At 67.0% G+C, this 19078-nt stretch carries 16 protein-coding genes; 5 read left to right on the top strand and 11 right to left on the bottom strand.

Annotated features, from left to right (window positions below):
- Positions 1-15 precede the first annotated feature (15 nt).
- On the top strand, positions 16-465 hold the full coding sequence (sufU, locus tag NFC73_RS04200; protein ID WP_254747869.1) for a Fe-S cluster assembly sulfur transfer protein SufU: 450 nt from the start codon (positions 16-18) through the stop codon (positions 463-465).
- Positions 466-505: 40 nt separating this feature from the next.
- Here sufU and nhaA read toward each other — a convergent pair whose 3' ends face one another.
- From nhaA to NFC73_RS04180, 4 genes are all read right to left on the bottom strand, one after another.
- Positions 506-1819 carry a Na+/H+ antiporter NhaA gene (nhaA, locus tag NFC73_RS04195; RefSeq protein ID WP_254747867.1) on the bottom strand — a complete coding sequence of 438 codons (1314 nt, stop codon included), beginning with the start codon at positions 1817-1819 and terminating at the stop codon, positions 506-508.
- A 70-nt stretch (positions 1820-1889) separates the two neighbouring features.
- Positions 1890-2111 (bottom strand): SCO4848 family membrane protein, encoded by a 222-nt coding sequence (locus tag NFC73_RS04190; protein ID WP_254747865.1) that lies wholly within the window; start codon positions 2109-2111, stop codon positions 1890-1892.
- A gap of 4 nt (positions 2112-2115) precedes the next feature.
- Entirely contained in the window at positions 2116-2613 is a 498-nt protein-coding gene (locus NFC73_RS04185; RefSeq protein ID WP_254747863.1) for a DUF2505 domain-containing protein, read from the bottom strand.
- Between the two features lie 51 nt (positions 2614-2664).
- Positions 2665-4218 carry an SDR family oxidoreductase gene (locus NFC73_RS04180; RefSeq protein ID WP_254747861.1) on the bottom strand — a complete coding sequence of 518 codons (1554 nt, stop codon included), beginning with the start codon at positions 4216-4218 and terminating at the stop codon, positions 2665-2667.
- A 178-nt stretch (positions 4219-4396) separates the two neighbouring features.
- Here NFC73_RS04180 and mfd point away from each other — a divergent pair, with 178 nt between their 5' ends.
- Together mfd and NFC73_RS04170 are read left to right on the top strand one after the other, a co-directional pair.
- Positions 4397-8089, top strand: coding sequence for a transcription-repair coupling factor (gene mfd / locus NFC73_RS04175; protein WP_254747859.1), 3693 nt, complete (start codon positions 4397-4399; stop codon positions 8087-8089).
- A gap of 6 nt (positions 8090-8095) precedes the next feature.
- The gene (locus tag NFC73_RS04170) at positions 8096-8902 is read left to right on the top strand and encodes a metal-dependent hydrolase (RefSeq protein ID WP_254747857.1); all 807 of its coding nucleotides are present in this window, start codon (positions 8096-8098) and stop codon (positions 8900-8902) included.
- Between the two features lie 85 nt (positions 8903-8987).
- Here the strand turns inward: NFC73_RS04170 and NFC73_RS04165 are convergent, their stop codons facing one another.
- The 6 genes from NFC73_RS04165 to nirB form a co-directional block, all read right to left on the bottom strand.
- Positions 8988-9233 (bottom strand): hypothetical protein, encoded by a 246-nt coding sequence (locus NFC73_RS04165; protein WP_254747855.1) that lies wholly within the window; start codon positions 9231-9233, stop codon positions 8988-8990.
- A 52-nt stretch (positions 9234-9285) separates the two neighbouring features.
- The gene (gene deoC / locus NFC73_RS04160) at positions 9286-9981 is read right to left on the bottom strand and encodes a deoxyribose-phosphate aldolase (protein WP_254747853.1); all 696 of its coding nucleotides are present in this window, start codon (positions 9979-9981) and stop codon (positions 9286-9288) included.
- 158 nt (positions 9982-10139) lie between these two features.
- Positions 10140-11027: an FAD-dependent oxidoreductase gene (locus tag NFC73_RS04155; protein WP_254747851.1), complete on the bottom strand. Its 888-nt coding sequence runs from the start codon at positions 11025-11027 to the stop codon at positions 10140-10142.
- A 206-nt stretch (positions 11028-11233) separates the two neighbouring features.
- A complete protein-coding gene (locus tag NFC73_RS04150) occupies positions 11234-12388 on the bottom strand; it encodes a uroporphyrinogen-III synthase (protein WP_254747849.1) in 1155 nt (384 codons plus the stop codon).
- A 14-nt stretch (positions 12389-12402) separates the two neighbouring features.
- Entirely contained in the window at positions 12403-13437 is a 1035-nt protein-coding gene (gene cobA / locus NFC73_RS04145) for a uroporphyrinogen-III C-methyltransferase (protein WP_254747847.1), read from the bottom strand.
- Between the two features lie 2 nt (positions 13438-13439).
- Positions 13440-16070, bottom strand: a complete 2631-nt coding sequence (gene nirB / locus NFC73_RS04140; RefSeq protein ID WP_254747845.1) for a nitrite reductase large subunit NirB — start codon at positions 16068-16070, stop codon at positions 13440-13442.
- 263 nt (positions 16071-16333) lie between these two features.
- Here nirB and nirD point away from each other — a divergent pair, with 263 nt between their 5' ends.
- Entirely contained in the window at positions 16334-16696 is a 363-nt protein-coding gene (gene nirD / locus NFC73_RS04135; RefSeq protein WP_104061033.1) for a nitrite reductase small subunit NirD, read from the top strand.
- Between the two features lie 7 nt (positions 16697-16703).
- Here the strand turns inward: nirD and NFC73_RS04130 are convergent, their stop codons facing one another.
- Positions 16704-18473: a phospho-sugar mutase gene (locus NFC73_RS04130; protein WP_254747843.1), complete on the bottom strand. Its 1770-nt coding sequence runs from the start codon at positions 18471-18473 to the stop codon at positions 16704-16706.
- A 112-nt stretch (positions 18474-18585) separates the two neighbouring features.
- Between NFC73_RS04130 and NFC73_RS04125 the strand changes: the two genes are divergently transcribed.
- Complete coding sequence (locus NFC73_RS04125) at positions 18586-19071, top strand: RrF2 family transcriptional regulator (RefSeq protein ID WP_254747841.1); 486 nt, start codon at positions 18586-18588, stop codon at positions 19069-19071.
- Positions 19072-19078 lie beyond the last annotated feature (7 nt).

Here is a 19078-nt window from a genome sequence, read left to right as displayed (position 1 = left end):
CGAAGGTACACCACCATGAGCCTTGACCAGCTGTATCAGCAGATCATTCTTGACCATTCCAAAGCCCGCCACGGCAGCGGACTGGCGGGCGTCGCCGCGCCGGCGGGGGCGTCCACGGGCCAGTCCCACCAGCTCAACCCGGTCTGCGGCGACGAAGTCACACTGCGGGTGGCCGTGGAAGACGGCAAGGTGGCGCAGATTTCCTGGGACGGCGAAGGGTGTTCCATCTCGATGGCATCGGCGTCGGTCCTCAGCGAACTGGCGGAGGGGATGACCGTGGACGAGCTCCACGCCGTCATTGGCAACTTCCGCGAAGTGCTCCGCTCGCGTGGGAAGATCCCCGCCGATCCCGAGATCCTGGGCGACGCCGCGGCTTTCGAAGGAGTGGCCCGCTACGCCGCGCGCGTTAAGTGCGCCATGATTTCCTGGGTTGCCGCCGAGGACGCCCTGAACCAGGCCGCCTAGCCCTTACGGTCCGGGCAGGTCCGAGGCCGCACCGAGGCTCTCAGCCCCGGTGTTCGAAAACGTCCGGGATGCCGTCGCCGTCAGCATCACGCCGTTCCGCAAGTTCCACTGTCCGGTAATGCCGGTTCCGCAGCCGGAGCACCACAGTGGCGAGCAGGGCGGCAACCAGTGATCCGGTGAGGATGGCCACCTTCGCATGGTCATCGTAGGCCGAGCCAGCACCGAAGCTCAGCTCGGCGATCAGCAGCGACACCGTGAAGCCCACTCCGGCCAACACCGCAAGGCCAGCGACATCGATCCAGGCCAGGCCGTCGTCGAGCTTTGCCCTGGTGGTCTTAGTAATCAGGTAGGTGGTACCGAACACACCAATCGTTTTGCCGGCCACCAAAGCAGCCACAATTCCCACCGCCACGGGATCCGCCAGGGCCGACCGGAAGCCGTCGAGGCCGCCCACGGCAACTCCGGCGGAAAAGAAGGCGAAGACCGGGACGGCGAAACCTGCCGAAAGCGGGCGGAGCCGGTGTTCCAAGGACTCAGCCATACCGGGACCCGCCTCACCGCGTTTCCGCGACGCCAGCACCGGGACGGCAAAAGCGAGCAGCACACCGGCCACCGTGGAGTGGATACCGGAAGCGTGCACGAGTCCCCAGGTGGCGGCGGCCAGCGGCAGCAACAGGTACCAGCTGCGAACCCTCCTCTGGGCCAGCAGGGTAAACAGCCCCAGCGGAAGCAGTGCCGCCAACAGGAAAAGGGGCTGCAGACCGGACGAGTAGAAGAAGGCGATGATGCCGATGGCCAGCAGGTCATCCACTACGGCCAAGGTCAGCAGGAAGGTCCGGAGGGCCGCAGGCAGGTGGGTGTTGATGACGGCCAGCACGGCCAGGGCAAAGGCGATATCGGTGGCTGTGGGAATGGCCCAGCCCCGCAGGCTCTCGGCGCCCTGGCCCAGGTTCACCAGCGTGTAGATCAGGGCTGGAACTGCCACGCCGCCCACGGCCGCGGCCACCGGAACCACCGCCTTGGACACTTTGCGGAGTTCACCGGAGACAAACTCCCGCTTGAGTTCCAGGCCGGCCAGGAAGAAGAAGATAGCCAAGAGACCGTCTGACGCCCAATGCCCCAGGGAGAGCCGGAGGTGCCAGGGTTCATACCCGATTTTCAGGTCACGCAGCGCGAAGTAGCCCTCAGCCGCCGGCGAGTTGGCCCAGATGAGGGCCACGGCAGTGGCCAGCAAAAGGAGGGCACCGCCGGCTGTTTCCAGCCTGAGGATCTCTGAGATCCGCAGGAATTCGGCGTAGCTTGAGCGGCTGAGGACTCTGGCAGCGAAGGCGGGGCGGGATGGGCGCTTGGCCATGGGTGGCTCCTGGAATTAAGGGTCGGCAAAACTGTTGCCGACCAGACTTCCCGGCGCACCTGTGTCCAGCCTACCCGAGCAGGCCCACAACCCCGATCACGGCAGTGCCGGCTCCCAGCACCATCGAGATGCTGACCAGCACCACGTGGACAGTAAGGAACTTTGTGGCCTTGCCGTCGGTGTCCCGCGCCCTGGGATCCTTCATCACGCGGCGCAGGAACGGCGGCCAGACCACCAGGGACCAGAGGCCGGCGATGACCAGGACCACGCCCGCCAACAGGGGGAGCTGCACGGCCTTAGTGGCTTTCGAGCCAGGCCTGGGCCTGCTGTGACTGGATGTTCAGGGCCTTGGCCACCATGGGCTCAGCTGCCTCGGCGATCTTGCCGCCCAGGAACGGGACGGAGGAGGTCACGTTGCCTTCCAGTTCAATGCGCGTGCTGCCGCCCTCCGAGACGAGCCGCTGGACCGCCGTCACATCAAGGGGGGCGCCGGCGATCTTCAGCGTGATGTTGCTCTGGCGGGAACCGTCGGCCGCCGGGGCGTCCCAGTTCTCCACCTGCGTCACCGTGAGCTTTTCGCCCACGAACTTACGGGCGATCTCCGGCAGCCGGGTGGTGGGCAGCGTGCGGACCGAGGTGGTGCTGAATACTCCGTCAACGTCTCCGGCCACCTCGAAGGATTCAAGTGTGCCGCCAACGAATTGGCTCGTGTGCCGCTGAAAGTCCTCGTTGATAAAGACGGCAGCGACGCTGTCGACGGCGTGCGGAAGGGTAGTGGTTGCACTCAGTGCCATGGGTCCTCCATTGGTGATGTGTAGGTCAGAACGCTTTTTGCTCCCCACATCCTACGGGGAGCCTTGCGTGTTGTTGGAACCGGCCTCCGCGTTGTCGGCGTCGGCGATTTTCTGCGCCGCCGTGGTGATGTTCCGTGCCATCGCCGGAAATATGAGGCTGTGGAAGGGCAACACGGCAAGCCAGTAGAGCTTTCCACTGAGGCCCTTGGGAAAGAAAATGGCCCGCTGCCGGTAGCGGCTGCCCGTCCCGTCAGGTTCCACGGACAGTTCAAGCCAAGCGCGGCCGGGGGCGCGCATCTCCGCGCGGAGGCGCAACAGTTTTCCGCGCTCGATCCGTTCCACACGCCACCAGTCCACCACTTCGCCCGAGGCCAGTGTGCCGGGGTGCCGGCGTCCCCGCAGCAGGCCCGCACCGCCGGTGAGCTTGTCCAGCCAGCCACGTACGCGCCATGCCAGCGGCAGGGAGTACCAGCCGTTCCGGCCGCCGATTCCTTCGATGATGGTCCACACATGGGCCGGATCAACATTGCCGCGGAAGGTCCGCTCATCGACATAGACCGTGTGGCCTGCCCAGTCCGGGTCGCTGGGCAGCGGATCGGCGTCGGCCCCGGCATTTGACCAGGTGGTTTCCACCTGGCCGTCACGCTCCTTGTCCAGGGCGAGGGCAACGGCCCGCCGATACGGGGTCAGGCCGCCTGCTGGCACCGGGATATGGGCGTCGATGTCGTGCTCGCGGGACACGGCATCGTGCTGCAGCGACTCGACGAGCGGGAGTGACATGGACAGCGGGATGGGCGTGGTCAGGGCCACCCACATGCCGGCGAGCTTCGGGGCGGGAATGGGCAGAGCCAGCACCACCCGGTAGGGCAGCCCGGCCTCGGCGGCGTATTCCTTCATCATGCCTGCGTAGCTCAGGACCTGCCGGCAGCCGATGTCGAAGGTGCGGTTGACGGGCCCGTCCAAGGATGCGGCGCCCACAAGGTAGTGCAGCACGTCCCGGACGGCGATCGCCTCGATCTTGTTGCGCACCCAGCTCGGGGCCGGCATCAGCGGAAGCGTTTCGGACAGGTGGCGGATCATTTCGAAGGACGCGGACCCGGAGCCGATGACCACCCCGGCCTGGAAGACCACCGAATCCACCGCGCTGTCCAGGAACACCTTTCCCACGGCTTCCCGGGACCGCATGTGGGTGGACAGTTCCACGTTGGCCGGGTGCAGGCCGCCCAGGTAGACGATCCGGCCTACACCGGCCGCGGCGGCAGCTGTGGCGGCCGTTTCCACCATGGCCTTTTCCTTGTACTCGAAGCCGGCGCCGGAGGCCATGGAGTGGACCAGGTAGTAGAGCACGTCGACGCCGGCCAGCGCCTGCTCCAGGGCTCCGCCGTCGTCGAGACTGCTCTCGATGACCTCAACCTTGCCCAGCCACGGCACGCCAGCGATCTTTGCCGGGGTCCTGACCAGGACCTTGACGGTGTGCCCGGCCTCCAGCAGCCGGGGGACCAGACGGCCGCCGATGTAGCCGGTGGCGCCGGTCACCAGAACGGTCCGCACCGTCCCCGGTGCGAGGGTGGGGCGAGCGTCGCTCGGGCTGTTGCTATCGGTCACTGAGACCTCCTCGGGCCGGCAAAAGGGGGCGCTCAACAGGCGCGCTTCCTCAGCAAGCTTAGCAACGGGGTGCCCGGCGGGCCCCGGGGCAGGGGTAGGCTGGGATGACCCGGGATTCGAAGTGAATTTCGGGCTTTCGTGTTGCCTGCGATCCCATGAACCCACAGGAGTTTCCGCCATGAGCCCCACTGGCCCGTCCCATCCTGGCCCGTCCAACGGTGGTCCGTCACTGACCGGACTGCGCCGTGTCCTGGCAGAAGACCAGACGTTCGCGCGGGTCCAGGCGGAGGCGGCCAGGGGTTTTGACGTCCGGGGCCAGGACTACCAGATCAGCGCGCCGGCCGGACTCCGAGCCATCCTGTTGGCCGAAATGGCAGATGGCCTGGACGCCGGCGCCGACGAAGGAACTTCTGACGTCGGGCTCCCTCCTGTGGTGCTGGCGGTCACCGCTACGGGACGCGAAGCGGAGGATCTGACAGCGGCCCTGCGCGCTTACCTGCCGGCCGATTCAGTGGCCGAGTTCCCCAGCTGGGAAACCCTGCCGCACGAACGGCTCTCGCCCCGCTCCGACACGGTGGGCCGCCGGCTGTCCGTCCTGCGCCGCCTGGCGCACCCGGAAAGTTCGACGGCGGGCCGGCTGCGTGTGGTGGTGGCGCCGGTGCGCGCGGTGGTCCAGCCGATCGTCGCCGGGCTGGGTGACCTGCTTCCGGTCACCCTGAAGGTGGGACAGGACATGCCGTTTTCCAGCGTGGTGCGGAGCCTTGCCGATGCCGCCTACGCACGCGTGGACATGGTCACCCGCCGGGGCGAGTTTGCCGTCCGCGGCGGCATCATCGACGTCTTCCCGCCCACCGAGGACCATCCCATCCGTGTGGAGTTCTTCGGCGACGAGGTGGACCAGATGCGCTGGTTTGCGGTGGCCGACCAGCGCTCGCTGTCGGCGCCCGGGGTGCACCACCCCGCCGAGCTGCATGCCCCGCCCTGCCGCGAAATCCTCATCACGCCGTCGGTGATGTCCCGCGCGGCCACCCTGAAGGCGCAGCTTCCCGCGGCCGCGGACATGCTGGAGAAGATCGCCGGCGGCATCGCGGTGGAAGGGATGGAATCCCTGGCCCCGGTACTGGTGGACGCCATGGTCCCGTTCGTGGAGCAGCTGCCCGCCGGGTCCATCTCGGTGATCATTGAACCGGAAAAGGTCCGCCGGCGCGCACATGATCTTGCGGCCACCAACGAGGAGTTCCTGGAAGCAGCCTGGTCCACGGCCTCGGATGGCGGCACGGCTCCGCTGGACCTCAGTTCTCAGGCGTCGGCAGCGTTGCACTCAGCCAGCTTCCGTTCCCTGGCCGAAACGCGGAGCTTCTCGCTGGAGCACGAGGTGTCCTGGTGGTCCATCACGTCGCTGGCCACTGACGAGGAGCTGCTGCCCGAGATTGACGTCCTGAACCTCCGCGCCCGCGAACCGCGCGGGTACCAGGGTGATGTGGCGGAGATGATGGCCTTCATCGGCTCCCACGTCCGGGACCAGTGGCGGATCGTGGTGGCCACGGAGGGTCCCGGCCCGGCGCAGCGCCTGGCGGAACTGTTCCACGACGCCGACATCCCCTGCGCCCGGGTGGACACCCTTGAGAAGGAGCCGCAGGCGGGCATCATCGAGGTGACCACTGCCGCCGTCGGACGCGGTTTTGTCCTGGACAGCCTCAAGCTGGGGCTGCTGACCGAAGCGGACCTTCTGGGACGGACCTCCGCGGGCTCCACCAAGGACATGCGGCGCATGCCGTCCAAGCGGCGGAACGCCGTGGACCCGTTGCAGCTGGTCAACGGCGATTCCGTGGTCCACGAACAGCACGGCATTGGCCGCTTCATCGAACTCATCCAGCGCAAGGTGGCCGGCGGCGGAGACGGCGTCCGCGAATACCTGGTCCTGGAATACGCCCCGTCCAAGCGCGGCGCCCCCGGGGACCGGCTGTTTGTCCCCACCGACCAGCTGGACCAGGTGACCCGCTACGTCGGCGGCGATACCCCGGTGCTCAGCAAGATGGGCGGCTCCGACTGGGCCAGCACCAAGTCCAAGGCACGCAAGGCCGTCAAGGAGATCGCCGGCGAGCTCATCCGGCTGTACTCCGCGCGGATGGCCTCAAAGGGCCATGCCTTCGGGCCGGACACTCCGTGGCAGCGTGAGCTGGAGGAGGCCTTCCCGTATGTGGAGACGCCGGACCAGCTGACCACCATTAACGAGGTCAAGGCGGACATGGAGCGGGAGATCCCCATGGACCGCCTGGTGTCCGGCGACGTGGGCTACGGCAAGACCGAGATCGCCGTCCGGGCCGCCTTCAAAGCGGTCCAGGACGGGAAGCAGGTGGCGATCCTGGTGCCCACCACCCTGCTCGCCCAGCAGCACTTCGAAACGTTCACCGAGCGCTTCTCCGGGTTCCCCTTGCGGGTCAAAGCCCTGTCGCGGTTCCAGGGGACCAAGGAAACCAAAGAGACCGTTGAGGGCGTCAAGAGCGGCTCCGTTGACGTCGTCATCGGCACGCACCGCCTGCTCTCCAAGGACTTCGCGTTCAAGGACCTCGGCCTGGTGATCGTGGACGAGGAGCAGCGCTTCGGTGTGGAGCACAAGGAAGCACTGAAGAAAATGCGGACCAACGTGGACGTGCTGGCCATGAGCGCCACCCCGATTCCGCGCACCCTGGAGATGTCGTTGACCGGCATCCGGGAAACGTCCACGCTGGCCACCCCGCCGGAGGAACGCCACCCCGTCCTCACCTACGTGGGCCCGTACACGGACAAGCAGACCTCGGCGGCCATCCGGCGTGAGCTCATGCGCGAAGGCCAGATGTTCTTTGTGCACAACCGGGTTTCCACCATCGACCGGACGGCCGCGAAGATCCGTGAACTGGTTCCGGAAGCACGTGTTGAGGTGGCGCACGGGCAGATGTCCGAGAGCCGGCTGGAGCAGATTATCGTGGACTTCTGGGAAAAGCGCTTTGACGTACTGGTATGCACCACCATCATCGAGACCGGCCTGGACATCTCCAACGCCAACACCCTGATCGTGGACGGCGCGGACAAGTACGGCCTCTCCCAGCTGCACCAGCTACGCGGGCGGGTGGGCCGCGGCCGTGAACGCGCCTATGCCTACTTCCTGTACCCGTCCGAGAAGCCCCTGGGCGAGGTGGCCCTGGAACGGCTCAAGGCCGTGGCCACCCACAACGAGCTCGGCGCCGGAATGCAGCTGGCCATGAAGGACCTCGAAATCCGTGGCGCCGGCAACCTGCTGGGCGGCGAGCAGTCAGGCCACATCCAGGGCGTCGGCTTCGACCTTTACATCCGCCTCGTGGGTGAGGCGGTTGCCGACTTCCGCGGCGACGCCGAGGAAAAGGCCGCTGAAATGAAGATCGAGCTGCCGGTCAACGCCCACCTCCCGCACGATTATGTGCCGGGGGAGCGGCTCCGCCTGGAGGCCTACCGCAAGCTGGCCTCCGCGTTGACGTATGAGGCCATCGAGGAGGTCCTGGCCGAGCTTGTGGACCGCTACGGCGAGCCGCCGCTGCCGGTCCAGAACCTCATCGCCGTGGCCCGCTTCCGGGTGGGTGCCCGAGAAGCCGGCCTGTCCGACGTCGCGCTGCAGGGGAACTTCATCAAGTTCTCGCCGGCGCAGCTGCCGGAGTCGAAACTGATGCGTCTGACCCGGATGTACCCGGGGTCCCAGTCCAAGCCCGCCCTGGACGCGGTGCTGATTCCGAAGCCCAAGACGGCGAGGATCGGCGGCCGCGACCTGCAGGACGCCGAAATCCTGGAATGGGCCAACGGCGTCATCCGCAACATCTTCTCCGACGCACAACTCGCCGCTCCGGCAGCAAGGGGTTAGAGCTTGATGGGAGGACATCACGCCGCGTCGGGGGCCGCGGCGTGGGTAGCTATTGCCTCAACGGGGCCGTACACACTGGGCTGGTATCCGCTGGACGCCACGGGAATCCTCATCGGCGGGATGGCGACGGCGGGGACGGCGCTCGTGTGCGACTGGGACCACCGCCACAGCACCGTAGCCAACTCGCTGCCGCCGCTGTCCAATGTGATCGCCGTGGGTATTGAGAACGCCAGCGGTGGGCACCGGCAAGGCACCCACTCGGTGCTCGGTGCGGCGTTCTTTGTGCTGCTGGCCATGATGGCCGGGCGGTTCCAGCTGCAGACGGACTGGGGCCTGCTGTCCGTGGGTGCCGGCCTGCTGTGCATGTTCATGATCAACATTGCGGCCAAGGCGCTGAAGCTGTTTCCCAAGTCCGGATTTATCAGCAACTGGATCTTTGCCCTGGCCATGGCCGGACTGGTGACCTGGTTCGCGCCGGAGCAGTGGACCTGGCTGCCCGTTTCGATGCTGACCGGGGTGGTGGTCCACATCGTGGGGGACATGATCACCACCGGGGGCGTTCCGTTGCTCTGGCCGATCGTCATCAAGCCACCGAAGTTCCTCCGGAAGCTGCCGGTGCTCAACGACGTCTGGAAAGCCAACGGCGCCTTTTCCCTGCCGCTGCTGGGCCGCGCAGGTTCCCGGCGCGAGTGGCTGGTGCTGATCCCGGTGAGCGCCTACGCGATGGTGGGCATGTGCGTAGCGGCCTGGTCTTTGGCGAAGGCACAATGGCCGGCCGTCCTCACGGCACTCGGCAACGTCATCCACCCTTAAACAAACCAACGCGGGGTCACTTACTGCCCAAACCATCCCGAGGGACGGGCATTAAGTGACCCCGCGTTGCTCTTAGTAGCGGGTGTTACTTGCCGCCGGCTGAATCGGAGCGGCCCGTGATGGTCTGCGGGATCCAGAACGCTAGGAAGAACAGGCCCAGGCAGACGGCCATCGGCCACGGGTTGCCGAGCGTGAGGAAGGACAGGGAGTAGATGGAGCCCAGGAACAGCGCCATCATGGGGACAAACAGAAGGATGCTGCCCAGGAGGCTGTTCTCGTTCTGGGGGGTCTGTACCGTGGCGTTGCCGGACTCGGTGGTCTTGCTGGACATTTTTTCCTCCTCGGCCCCGCGGGGCTCAAACTGTGGCGGCTCCGGGCCGGCGTCAGTAGCCGGATGAACCCTGTTCACCCTTGACGATGGCAATGCCGGAGCTGGCACCAATACGTGTTGCACCTGCAGCAATCATAGCCTGCGCGTCGGCCAGGGAACGTACGCCACCGGACGCCTTGACGCCGAGATCGGGGCCGACGGTGCGCCGCATCAGGGCGATGTCCTCGGCCGTGGCACCCCCGCCGTTGAACCCCGTGGACGTCTTGACGAAGTCCGCGCCCGCTTCAACGGATGCCTGGCAGGCAAGGACCTTCTGGTCATCGCTGAGCAATGAGGTTTCGATGATGACCTTCAGGATGGCGCCGCTGGCGTGCACCGCTTCCGCGACTGAGGCGATGTCCTCGACCAGGGCGCCTTTGTCGCCGGCACGGGCAGCGGCGATGTTGATGACCATGTCGACCTCGTCGGCGCCGTCCAGGACGGCTCCGCGGGCTTCAAAGGTCTTGACATCGGTGGGAATCGCCCCCAGCGGGAACCCGACCACCGAGCAGGTCAGAACCCCGGACCCCTTGAGGGCGGTCTTGACGGTCTTGACCCAGACGGGATTAACGCAGACTGACTTGAAATGGTACTCGGCGGCCTCGGCACACACTTTGAGGATCTCAGCTTCGCTGGCCTCAGGCTTGAGCAGTGTGTGGTCGATGTAGGAAGCGATGTTGCCGGTCGCGGGAATGGCTTCGTTGCTCATCAGGATGGTCCTTTCCAAGGGGCCTTGTGGGCCGCAAACGCCTAGGCGTCCATGGCTGTTCTGGTGACCATCTTGCCACAGCAACGCGGGGTCACATCCGACCCAAAGAACGCTCCGCATTGGGCGGGATGTGACCCCGCGTTGCCTTCAGCAGCAGGTCAGGCAGCCACGGCAACGCGCTGTTCCGCCGCACCCGCCGCCACACCTTCGGCCGCTGATGTAGCCGTCACCAGCTGCGCGGCGCAGGCTCCGGCGGCAGAGGCCGCGGCGACCAGCAGTCCCAGCCGGACGCCGTCGAACGCTGCGGCGTCACCAATCGCCCAGATGCCGGAGGCCGATGTCCTGAAGTCCTTGCTGATGGCGATTCCGCCGTGGGGGGCGGTGGCGAGTCCGGCGCTGGCGGCGAGTCCATCGCGGGCAACCCGCTCTTCGGCCAGGACAACCAGGTCGCCGTTCATGCTGCTGCCGTCCTCGAAGACAACCCCGGAAGCGGTCAGGCCCGAGCCGGCGATGGAGTGCACCACGGCGGCCGGCCGGACCGTTGTGCGGATGGGCCTGACGCCGCGGGCCCGCAGCACCGCTTCGGCCTGGCCCGCTGCCGCGCCGGTTCCCACGAGGATCCCCAGCGGCCGCCGGCCCAGTTCACGCGTCACTTCCCTGACGGCGTCGCCGATCCGGGCGGCGTCGTCGATTGTGGAGTAGGTCAGGCAACGGCCGGCGCCCGCCACGGGGGACGCGACGGGCGCTGATCCGGTGGCGATGACAAGCTCGTCATAGCTGAGTTCCATGCCGTCGGCGGTGGTGACGGAGCGGTTCTCCGCGTCGATGAAGCTGGCTGGCTGGCCAAAGCGGACTGATACCTGAGGCAGTTCCGCGAGCTCCAGGAGTTCGGCGGGAGCGTCGTCCCGGTTGCTGAGGACCGTGACCGTGCCGCGGAAGCGTGCACCGGCCAACTGGCGGACCAGCGCCTGCGCGGCGGGCCCTGCCCCGGCAATGACGATGCGCGGGGCCGGGGAAACTGAGGTGGACGGTGCCGGAGCGGACATGTGCTGGCCCTTTCGCTGGCGGCCGCTGGAGCGGCCGGGACTTCGTGATGAATCCCAGCGTAGGCGGCGGGCTTTTCAGGCGTGTTTCCCCGCTGTTGCTGGGAAAACACCCTTTGTTCGCCAGCGTTTACCGGCCGGTAACAAAGCCTGTGACGCACCTCTCCCTGCGCTCCGGACTGACACAAAGGCGGCCGGAGCCCGCGTCCCTAGACGCGGATCCGGTAACCCCGCTTGACCACCGTCTCCACCAGACGGCCGTCCGGCAGTGATGACCGCAAGCGGCTGACGGTCATGTCCAGGGCGTGGACCGAGCCCTTCAGCTCGAGCAGCTCCGACAGCGATTCGCGGGAAAGCACGGCCCCACCGGCCCCCAGGAGGGCACGCAGCAGCAGCAGCGGCGCAGGCGCCAGCTCAACCTGCGCCCCGTCGACCCGCAGGCTGCGGCCGCGCAGCTCAAGGTTGCCGGACGCGGTGTCCAGCCGCCGCACATGGTTCAGGGCGAGGTGCTCGCACACCAGCCGGATGAGGGCGCCCATCCGGAACCGTTCCGGAACGAGCGGCGAGATACCGGCGTCGAGCAGGGGCTGGGCCGTGACGGGCCCCACCACTGCCGTGGTGACGTTGGTCTTGAGGCTTTCGATGAGTTGCTTGTAGACGCCCATTTCGTGGGCTGTACTCCACACGGCGTCAACGGCGGGGGCGCTGGTGAAGGTGAGCACGTCAAGGTTGCCGCTGCACACAGCCTCGATGAGGCGCGGAAGCCGGTCTTCGCCGTCGGGCTTTACCCAGCGGTAGGGGGTGACCGTCAGGACCGTGGCGCCGGACATCCGCAGGCGTTCCAGCTGCCGGACGTCCGTGTAGCCGTGCAGCTGCACGGCCACGGTCTTGCCGCGCACGCCTTCGGCGAGCAGCATATCCACCAGCGTCGCGGTGGTTTCGTCGCTGCTGATTCCGACGTCGGCGAGTCCGGCCGCGCGGACGGCGCCGCGGGCTTTGGGGCCCCGGACAAACATCCGGCACGCCCCGAGGGTTTCCAGCAGCTGCTCACCGATCCCAAAGGAATCGGCGGCTTCGCACCAGCGGCGCATGCCGTACGCCGTGGTGGCGATGCACAGGTCCGGGCGTGCGTCGATGATGGCCTTGGTGTCCTCGATGAGGCGGATGTCCTCCTGCACCGGGGCGATCTTGAGCGCCGGCGCGTGCAGTACTTCCGCGCCGCGGCGTTCCAGTGCCTCGATGAGGTCCCGGGAGCGCCGGTGCGAGGTGACTCCGATGCGGAAGCCCTCCAGCGGGGAGTCCGCAGCCTCCGGCCCGGACGTCGCTTCAAGCTGGGGGGGTTCAGCTGGTGCCAGTGCGTTCATGGGGGTCAATCCTTTCATGAACCGAGCAGCGAGGCCGCCAGCCGGTCGAGGTCGGCGGCGGCCTCAGCATGCCCGCGGTTGGCTTCCGCCACGCGAACCACCTCGCCGATGACCAGCACAGCGGGATTGCTGCACCCGGCAGCGGCGGAGGTGATGGTGCCCAGGTCCGCGATGGTGGTGCGCTGGCCGGGGCGGTAACCGCGTTCGACGACGGCCATGGGCATGTCGGGGCGCATGCCGGCTTTGCGGAGTCCGGCCGCGAGCTGGTGCAGGGTGCCGATGCCCATCAGGACCACAATGGTGCCGCCCAGCCCGACCAGGTGCGTGTGTTCCTTTTCGGTCAGCGGCGCGTGGCCGGAGACCACGGTGAACATGTGGCTGACCTCGCGGTGCGTGACGGGGATGCCGGCGGCCGCCGGCACGGAGATCGCGCTGGTGACACCCGAGATGACACGGACGGGTACGCCCGCCGCCACACAGGCGGCGACTTCCTCGCCGCCGCGGCCGAAGACGTACGGGTCGCCGCCCTTGAGCCGGACCACGTTGTTGCCGTCCAGGGCAGCGGCGACCATCAGCTTCTCGATGTCGGCCTGGCCCACCTTGTGGTGGCCGGGCTTCTTGCCCACATCCACCAGTTCGGCCGAGGTCAGGTCCGGCAGGTCCTGGCAGGGAGCCAGCCGGTCGAAGAACACCACGTCCGCATCGCGGAGGGCCTTTACGGCGGCCACAGTCAGCAGTTCGGTGGTGCCGGGTCCACCGCCCACCAGGGTGACGTGGCCGACGGGACCGGCGGCCGGCTCGGCCGCCACCGGAATGCCGGTGGCGGTGCAGCGCTCGAGGAGGGACTCCCAGCCGGGCTGGCCGTCGTCGACCGCTGCGACCAGGAACGGACGCTCGGGGAGGGGGCCGTCCTGCGGTGCACCCGCTGGGGTGCTGAGGCGGTAGACGACGGCGCCCGCGGCTTCGTAGCGGCGAACCGCCTGGCGGGCGGCGTGGTCGGAACCGGTGACCAGGACTTCGCGGCCGGTGAGATCAATGCTGAGCTGCATGGCTATACCTCGTTCTCGTCGCGGGGCCGCATGGGGATGGAGGCGCCGATCAGGACCTTGCCTTTTTCTTCCGGAGTGGCAGGGCGCATCTGGCCACGCTCGTCGGAGACGAAGGTGATGGAGTCATCCTTCTGGTCGGGGGCGTTCACGAAGGAACGGAACCGGCGCAGGCGCTCGGGGTCCTTCAGCGTGTCTGCCCACTCGTCCACGTAGGTGTCAACGTGCTTGGCCATGGCGGCTTCAAGTTCCTCGGCGATGCCCAGGGTGTCCTTGACCACCACGTCCTCGACGTGCTTGATGCCGCCGTCGAGCTCTTCCTGCCAGCGTGCGGTGCGCTGCAGGCGGTCCGCCGTGCGGATGTAGTACATAAAGTAGCGGTCGATGTACTTGAGCAGGGTTTCGTCGTCGAGGTCCTTGGCCAGCAGCTGGGCGTGGGCCGGGGTGGCACCGCCGTTGCCGCCGACGTAGAGGTTCCAGCCGTCGGCCGTGGCGATCACGCCGACGTCCTTGCCGCGGGCCTCGGCGCATTCGCGGGCGCAGCCGGAGACGCCCATCTTGAGCTTGTGCGGGCTGCGGAGGCCGCGGTAGCGGAGCTCCAGCTGGATGGCCATGGCCACCGAATCCTGGACACCGAAGCGGCACCAGGTGGAACCAACACAGGACTTCACGGTGCGCAGGCTCTTGCCGTACGCCTGGCCGGATTCGAAGCCGGCGTCCACCAGTTCCTTCCAGATTTCCGGGAGCTCTTCGAGCCGGGCGCCGAACATGTCGATCCGCTGCCCGCCGGTGATCTTGGTGTACAGGTTGTACTTTTCGGCCACGGCGGCGATGACGCCGAGCTTCTTCGGAGTGATCTCGCCGCCGGCGATGCGGGGGACCACCGAGTAGGTGCCGTCCTTCTGCATGTTGGCGAGGGCACGGTCGTTGGTGTCCTGCAGGGTGCCGCGGCCGGCGTCCAGCACGTAGGCGCTGTTCTGGCTGGCCAGGATGTTGGCGATGGTGGGCTTGCAGATGTCGCAGCCGGCGCCGGTGCCGTACTTGGCCATGATCTCTTCGAAGGAGGTCAGTTCCAGGACGCGGATGGCGTCGAAGAGTTCCTGGCGGGAGAGCTCGATGTGCTCGCAGAGGGCCTTGGAGACCTCGACGCCGGACTTGGTGAGCTCGGTTTCCAGCAGCTTCTTGAGCATTGGCACGCAGGATCCGCAGCTGGTGCCGGCGCGGGTGCAGCCCTTGAGCTCGCCCAGTTCCTGGACGGGGGCGTTGCCGTCGCAGGCGCCGCAGCCGTTGACGGTGTCGCGGATGGTGCCCGCGGACACGTTGTTGCAGGAGCACAGGATGGCGTCGTCCGGGAGTTCGGTGTCCGGCGCTTCACCGCCGCCCGCTGCCGAGAGGTACGCGCCGGGCTCGGCGCTGAGTTCGCGGCCCAGGAGCGGGCGGAGGCTGGTGTAGGGGCTGGCGTCGCCCACAAAGATGCCGCCCAGGAGGGTCTTGGCATCGTCGGTCGTGACGATTTTTTGGTAGACACCGCGGGCGGGGTCGGCGTAAACGATTTCGAGCGAGTGCTCTGTCTTGGCGAAGCCGTCGCCGAAGCTGGCTACGTCCACACCGGAGAGCTTCAGCTTGGTGGCAGTGTCGAAACCGGGGAAGGTGGCCTCGCCGCCGTGCAGGCGGTCGGCCACGATCTCTGCCATGGTGTTGGCAGGGGCAACGAGGCCAAGGCACATGCCTTCGAAGTTGGCCACCTCGCCGATGGCCCAGATTCCGTCGACCTCGGTGGCGCAGGAGTCGTCGATGACCACACCGCCACGCTGGCCCAGGCTGAACACCTGTTCGTCGCCCTCGGCGGCGCGGAAGAGTTCGTCGCGGGGCCGGACGCCGATGGCTACGATCACCATGTCTGCATCGATGATGCGGCCGTCGGCCATAAGGACACCCGTCACCTGGCCCTCGTCGTCGGACAGGACTTCCGAGGGGAAGACGCCGCCGTGGACTGCAAAGCCCTTGGCCTTGATGAGCCGGCCCATTGCCTGGCCCGCGCCTTCATCCAGCTGGGTGGCCATCAGCCACTGCGAACCGTCGATAACGATCGGGTTGGCGCCGAGCTGCTCCGTGCCGGCGGCCGATTCGAGCCCGAGGAGGCCGCCACCGATGGTGACGGCATTGACCTTGCGTCCGAGCTTTTCCGTGAGCTCGGTGATGGACTTGTTGATGGCCCAGACGTCTTCGAGCGTGCGGTAGACGTGGGTGAGCTCGTTGCCGGGGATGGGCAGGCGGGCGGCATTCGAGCCGGTTGCGACCACCAGGTCGTCGTATTCGAAGGTGTTGCCGGCGGCGGTCTCAACCGTTTTTGCCCCGGCATTGATCTTGACCACACGCTCGCCGGTCTTCAGTTCAAGGGAAGCGTGGTCCCACATCGACGCGGACCCCAGCGTCAGGTCGACATCGGTGTCCGTGAGGGCCTTGGAGAGCGCTACCCGGTCATAGGGCAGGTGGGCTTCCTCCGTGAGGACCGTGACGTGCCAGCCTTCGAGGCCACGGGAATGCATGGCATCGGCGAAGCGGTGGGCGGCGGGGCCGCCACCGGCGACGACGATGCGGCGCGTGTTCTCTGTGCTTGAAGTCTGTTCGGTCACTGTGGGCCTTTCGCATGGGCCGCAGACGGAATTCTGCGACCTTCTCTGACGAGGTATGCATTCAGACTAGGTAGTCGCAGTTTCGCTTCAGTTTCCCTTATGTTTCGTAGGCTTAACTTCTGCATCACGAACGCGTTTCCGATCGGGTGAGGTCTCTTTTACGCGCCGGACACATTCACTGCACGCCTTTGAAACACCCGTTGCCTAAGTTGTTTGGTACGGCCATAAAGGTGGCCAATCAAGCACGGGGAGAGGAGCCGGACATGACGGCAACACTGGAACTTGGGGCGCTCGCCGCCGACACCGCGACTTGGCACCGGGTCTGCGCCGTGGACGAGCTTGAGCTTGCCTGGGGCGAAGCAGCACTCATTGAAGGCCGCCAGGTGGCACTTTTCCGGACCGGCCCCAGTGAGGTTTTTGCCGTGGCCCACGAAGATCCGGCCACCGGCGCCCACGTGATGGCCCGCGGCATTCTGGGTTCACGCGGCACACGACCCACCATCGCTTCGCCGCTGCACAAAGAGGTCTACGACCTGGAGACCGGCGAATGCTTCGGAACCGCCGCGGTGCGCCTGGAAACGTTCAGCACCCGCATTTCCGACGGTTTCATCGAGGTCGCGGTCTAACGACCAGTCAGAGCCCGAGGGCCTCGCGGACATCGTCGAGCACCGTGTCCAGGGCTGTCCGGGCTGCCTGCCGGGCTTCCGGCAGCTCGGCCGCTGACTCAACCGGGAGGATGACTTCCAGGTAGCACTTGAGCTTGGGCTCGGTGCCGCTGGGCCGGATGATGACCCGGGTCTCGTCCCGGGTCAGATACAGCAGGCCATCGGTGGGCGGCAGGTGCTCGCTCCCTTCGGCCAGGTCTACAAAAGTCTCAACGGCGGACGAACCGAACGAATCGGGCGGGCTCACCCGGAGCCGGTTCATCATGGCGTCCAGCAGGCCCAGATCCGCCACCCGGATGCTCAGCTGGTCGCCGGCGTGCAGCCCGTGCTGAAGGTAGAGCTCGTCCAGGGTATCGAAGACGGTTTTCCCGTCCGCCTTGGCGGCGGCAGCCATTTCCGCGATGAGGACAGCGGCAGAGATCCCGTCCTTGTCCCGGACCAGGTCCGGTGCAACGCAGTAGCCCAGTGCTTCCTCGTAGCCGTAGACCAGCCCGGGCACCCGGGAAATCCACTTAAATCCGGTCAGCGTTTCCTCATGCGCGTAGCCGGCCGCGGCGGCGATGCGGGAGAGCAGGCGCGAGGACACAATCGAATTGGCGAAGACGCCGGCCCCTTCACCGCTGGCTGCTTCATCCGCAATGCCTGGCGCTTGGTCAGTGCCGGGTTCCAGCCGGGCCACGATGTGTGCCCCCAGCAGCGCGCCCACCTCGTCGCCGCGCAGCATCCGCCACGCGCCGGTGTAAGGATCCTTCGCCGCCACTGCAACGCGGTCCGCATCCGGATCGTTGGCCAGGACAATATCGGCGTCCACACGGGCCGCAGTCTCGAGGGCCAGGTCCAGAGCCCCTGGCTCCTCCGGATTCGGAAAGTTCACCGTGGGAAAGTCGGGATCCGGCTCAGCCTGTTCGGCCACCAGCGTGACATCGGCAAAGCCGGCAGCATTCAGCACCGCCACCGCAGTCTCGCCGCCGACGCCGTGCATGGGCGTCAGGACAATCCGCAGGTCGCGGGACGGGAAGCGGGCCGCATCGGCGAGTGCCGCCGTCGCGCGTTCATACTCCGCCGCAACTGACGGCTCCAGGACCGTCCAGCCGTCCGCGGCAAGGGTGATGGATTCCAGTGCGCCCACTGCATCGATCCGCGCGGCGATCCGGGCGTCGTGGGGCGCCACGATCTGCGCTCCGCGGCCGCTGCCCTCCACTGCATGGCGGCCCAGGTACACCTTGTATCCGTTGTCCTGCGGGGGATTGTGGCTTGCCGTCACCATCACACCGCCGTCGCAATCGAGGGCCCGGACGGCGAAAGCGAGCAGCGGGGTGGGCAGTGCGGACGGCATCAGGAAGGTTTCAATCCCGGCGGCGGTGAAGATGGCCGCCGTTTCCTCGGCGAAGATGTCCGAGTTATGGCGGGCGTCATAGCCGACGACGGCGCGTGGCCGGGTCCCGGGGGCAGCCTTGCCCACCGCATCTACGAGGAAGTCGGCGAGGCCGGCGGCGGCGCGGCGCACCACCACGCGGTTCATCCGGTTCGGCCCGGCGCCCAGGGCGGCGCGGAGGCCTGCGGTGCCGAACTGCAGCGTGCCGCTGAAGCTGTCGGCCAGTTCCTGCGACGCTGCAGGTGAGCCCTCTTCCGCGAGTTGCAGCAGTTCGGTGAGCTCTGCGGCTGTGGCGGGATCCGGATCTTTGGCCGCCCATTCGCGGGCGCGGCTGAACAAGGAGGCGGCATCGGAGGACGTCATGCGGTCAACGCTATCGTCATTGCTTCAGGAACGGTGCCGGAACACTCGCCTGTGACAGCGGAAAGCAGCGAAATCCTTGCAGGAAATTTTCTGGACAAGTAATGTCGCGAATATGAAACTGGGGCAGGGCGTTGAGTGGGGGCTGCATAGCTGCGTCAACATGTCCTGGACCCCGCCGGGGGAGGCCGTCAGCAGCGCACGGCTGGCCGAGTTCTACAAGCTTCCCGCCGCGTACCTGAACAAACAGCTCCAGGCCCTGGTGCGGGCCGGGATCCTGACCTCCGTATCAGGCCCGCGGGGCGGCTTCTCGCTGGCCAGGCGACCGGACCGGATTTCCGTCCTTGATGTGGTCCTGGCCATCGAAGGAAATGACCATGCCTTCCGGTGCGAAGGCATCGCCAAGGACGCCCCGGGCGGGAGCATGGACGCCGACTACGCCCGCACGTGCCTTATTTCGCAGACCATGCGCCATGCCGAAGTCACCTGGCGGACTGAGCTGTCCCGGCAGAGCATCGCCGGGATTGCCCAGTCCATCGAGCGCCGCTTTCCCGATGCCCGGGAGTCCACCGTCCTGCGCCTCGTCGGTCCGCGAACCTGACCCGCCC

The organism is Pseudarthrobacter humi (assembly GCF_024294965.1).
GTDB classification, from domain to species: Bacteria; Actinomycetota; Actinomycetes; order Actinomycetales; family Micrococcaceae; genus Arthrobacter; species Arthrobacter humi.
This window is presented reverse-complemented; position numbering and strand designations above follow the sequence as displayed.

Bases quoted from the DNA above. Each gene is read 5' to 3' on its own strand.
- sufU (WP_254747869.1), top strand. From the start codon at position 16: ATGAGCCTTGACCAGCTGTATCAGCAGATCATTCTTGACCATTCCAAA.
- nhaA (WP_254747867.1), bottom strand. From the start codon at position 1,819: ATGGCCAAGCGCCCATCCCGCCCCGCCTTCGCTGCCAGAGTCCTCAGC.
- NFC73_RS04185 (WP_254747863.1), bottom strand. From the start codon at position 2,613: ATGGCACTGAGTGCAACCACTACCCTTCCGCACGCCGTCGACAGCGTC.
- mfd (WP_254747859.1), top strand. From the start codon at position 4,397: ATGAGCCCCACTGGCCCGTCCCATCCTGGCCCGTCCAACGGTGGTCCG.
- NFC73_RS04170 (WP_254747857.1), top strand. From the start codon at position 8,096: ATGGGAGGACATCACGCCGCGTCGGGGGCCGCGGCGTGGGTAGCTATT.
- NFC73_RS04165 (WP_254747855.1), bottom strand. From the start codon at position 9,233: ATGTCCAGCAAGACCACCGAGTCCGGCAACGCCACGGTACAGACCCCC.
- deoC (WP_254747853.1), bottom strand. From the start codon at position 9,981: ATGAGCAACGAAGCCATTCCCGCGACCGGCAACATCGCTTCCTACATC.
- NFC73_RS04155 (WP_254747851.1), bottom strand. From the start codon at position 11,027: ATGTCCGCTCCGGCACCGTCCACCTCAGTTTCCCCGGCCCCGCGCATC.
- NFC73_RS04150 (WP_254747849.1), bottom strand. From the start codon at position 12,388: ATGAACGCACTGGCACCAGCTGAACCCCCCCAGCTTGAAGCGACGTCC.
- cobA (WP_254747847.1), bottom strand. From the start codon at position 13,437: ATGCAGCTCAGCATTGATCTCACCGGCCGCGAAGTCCTGGTCACCGGT.
- nirD (WP_104061033.1), top strand. From the start codon at position 16,334: ATGACGGCAACACTGGAACTTGGGGCGCTCGCCGCCGACACCGCGACT.
- NFC73_RS04130 (WP_254747843.1), bottom strand. From the start codon at position 18,473: ATGACGTCCTCCGATGCCGCCTCCTTGTTCAGCCGCGCCCGCGAATGG.
- NFC73_RS04125 (WP_254747841.1), top strand. From the start codon at position 18,586: ATGAAACTGGGGCAGGGCGTTGAGTGGGGGCTGCATAGCTGCGTCAAC.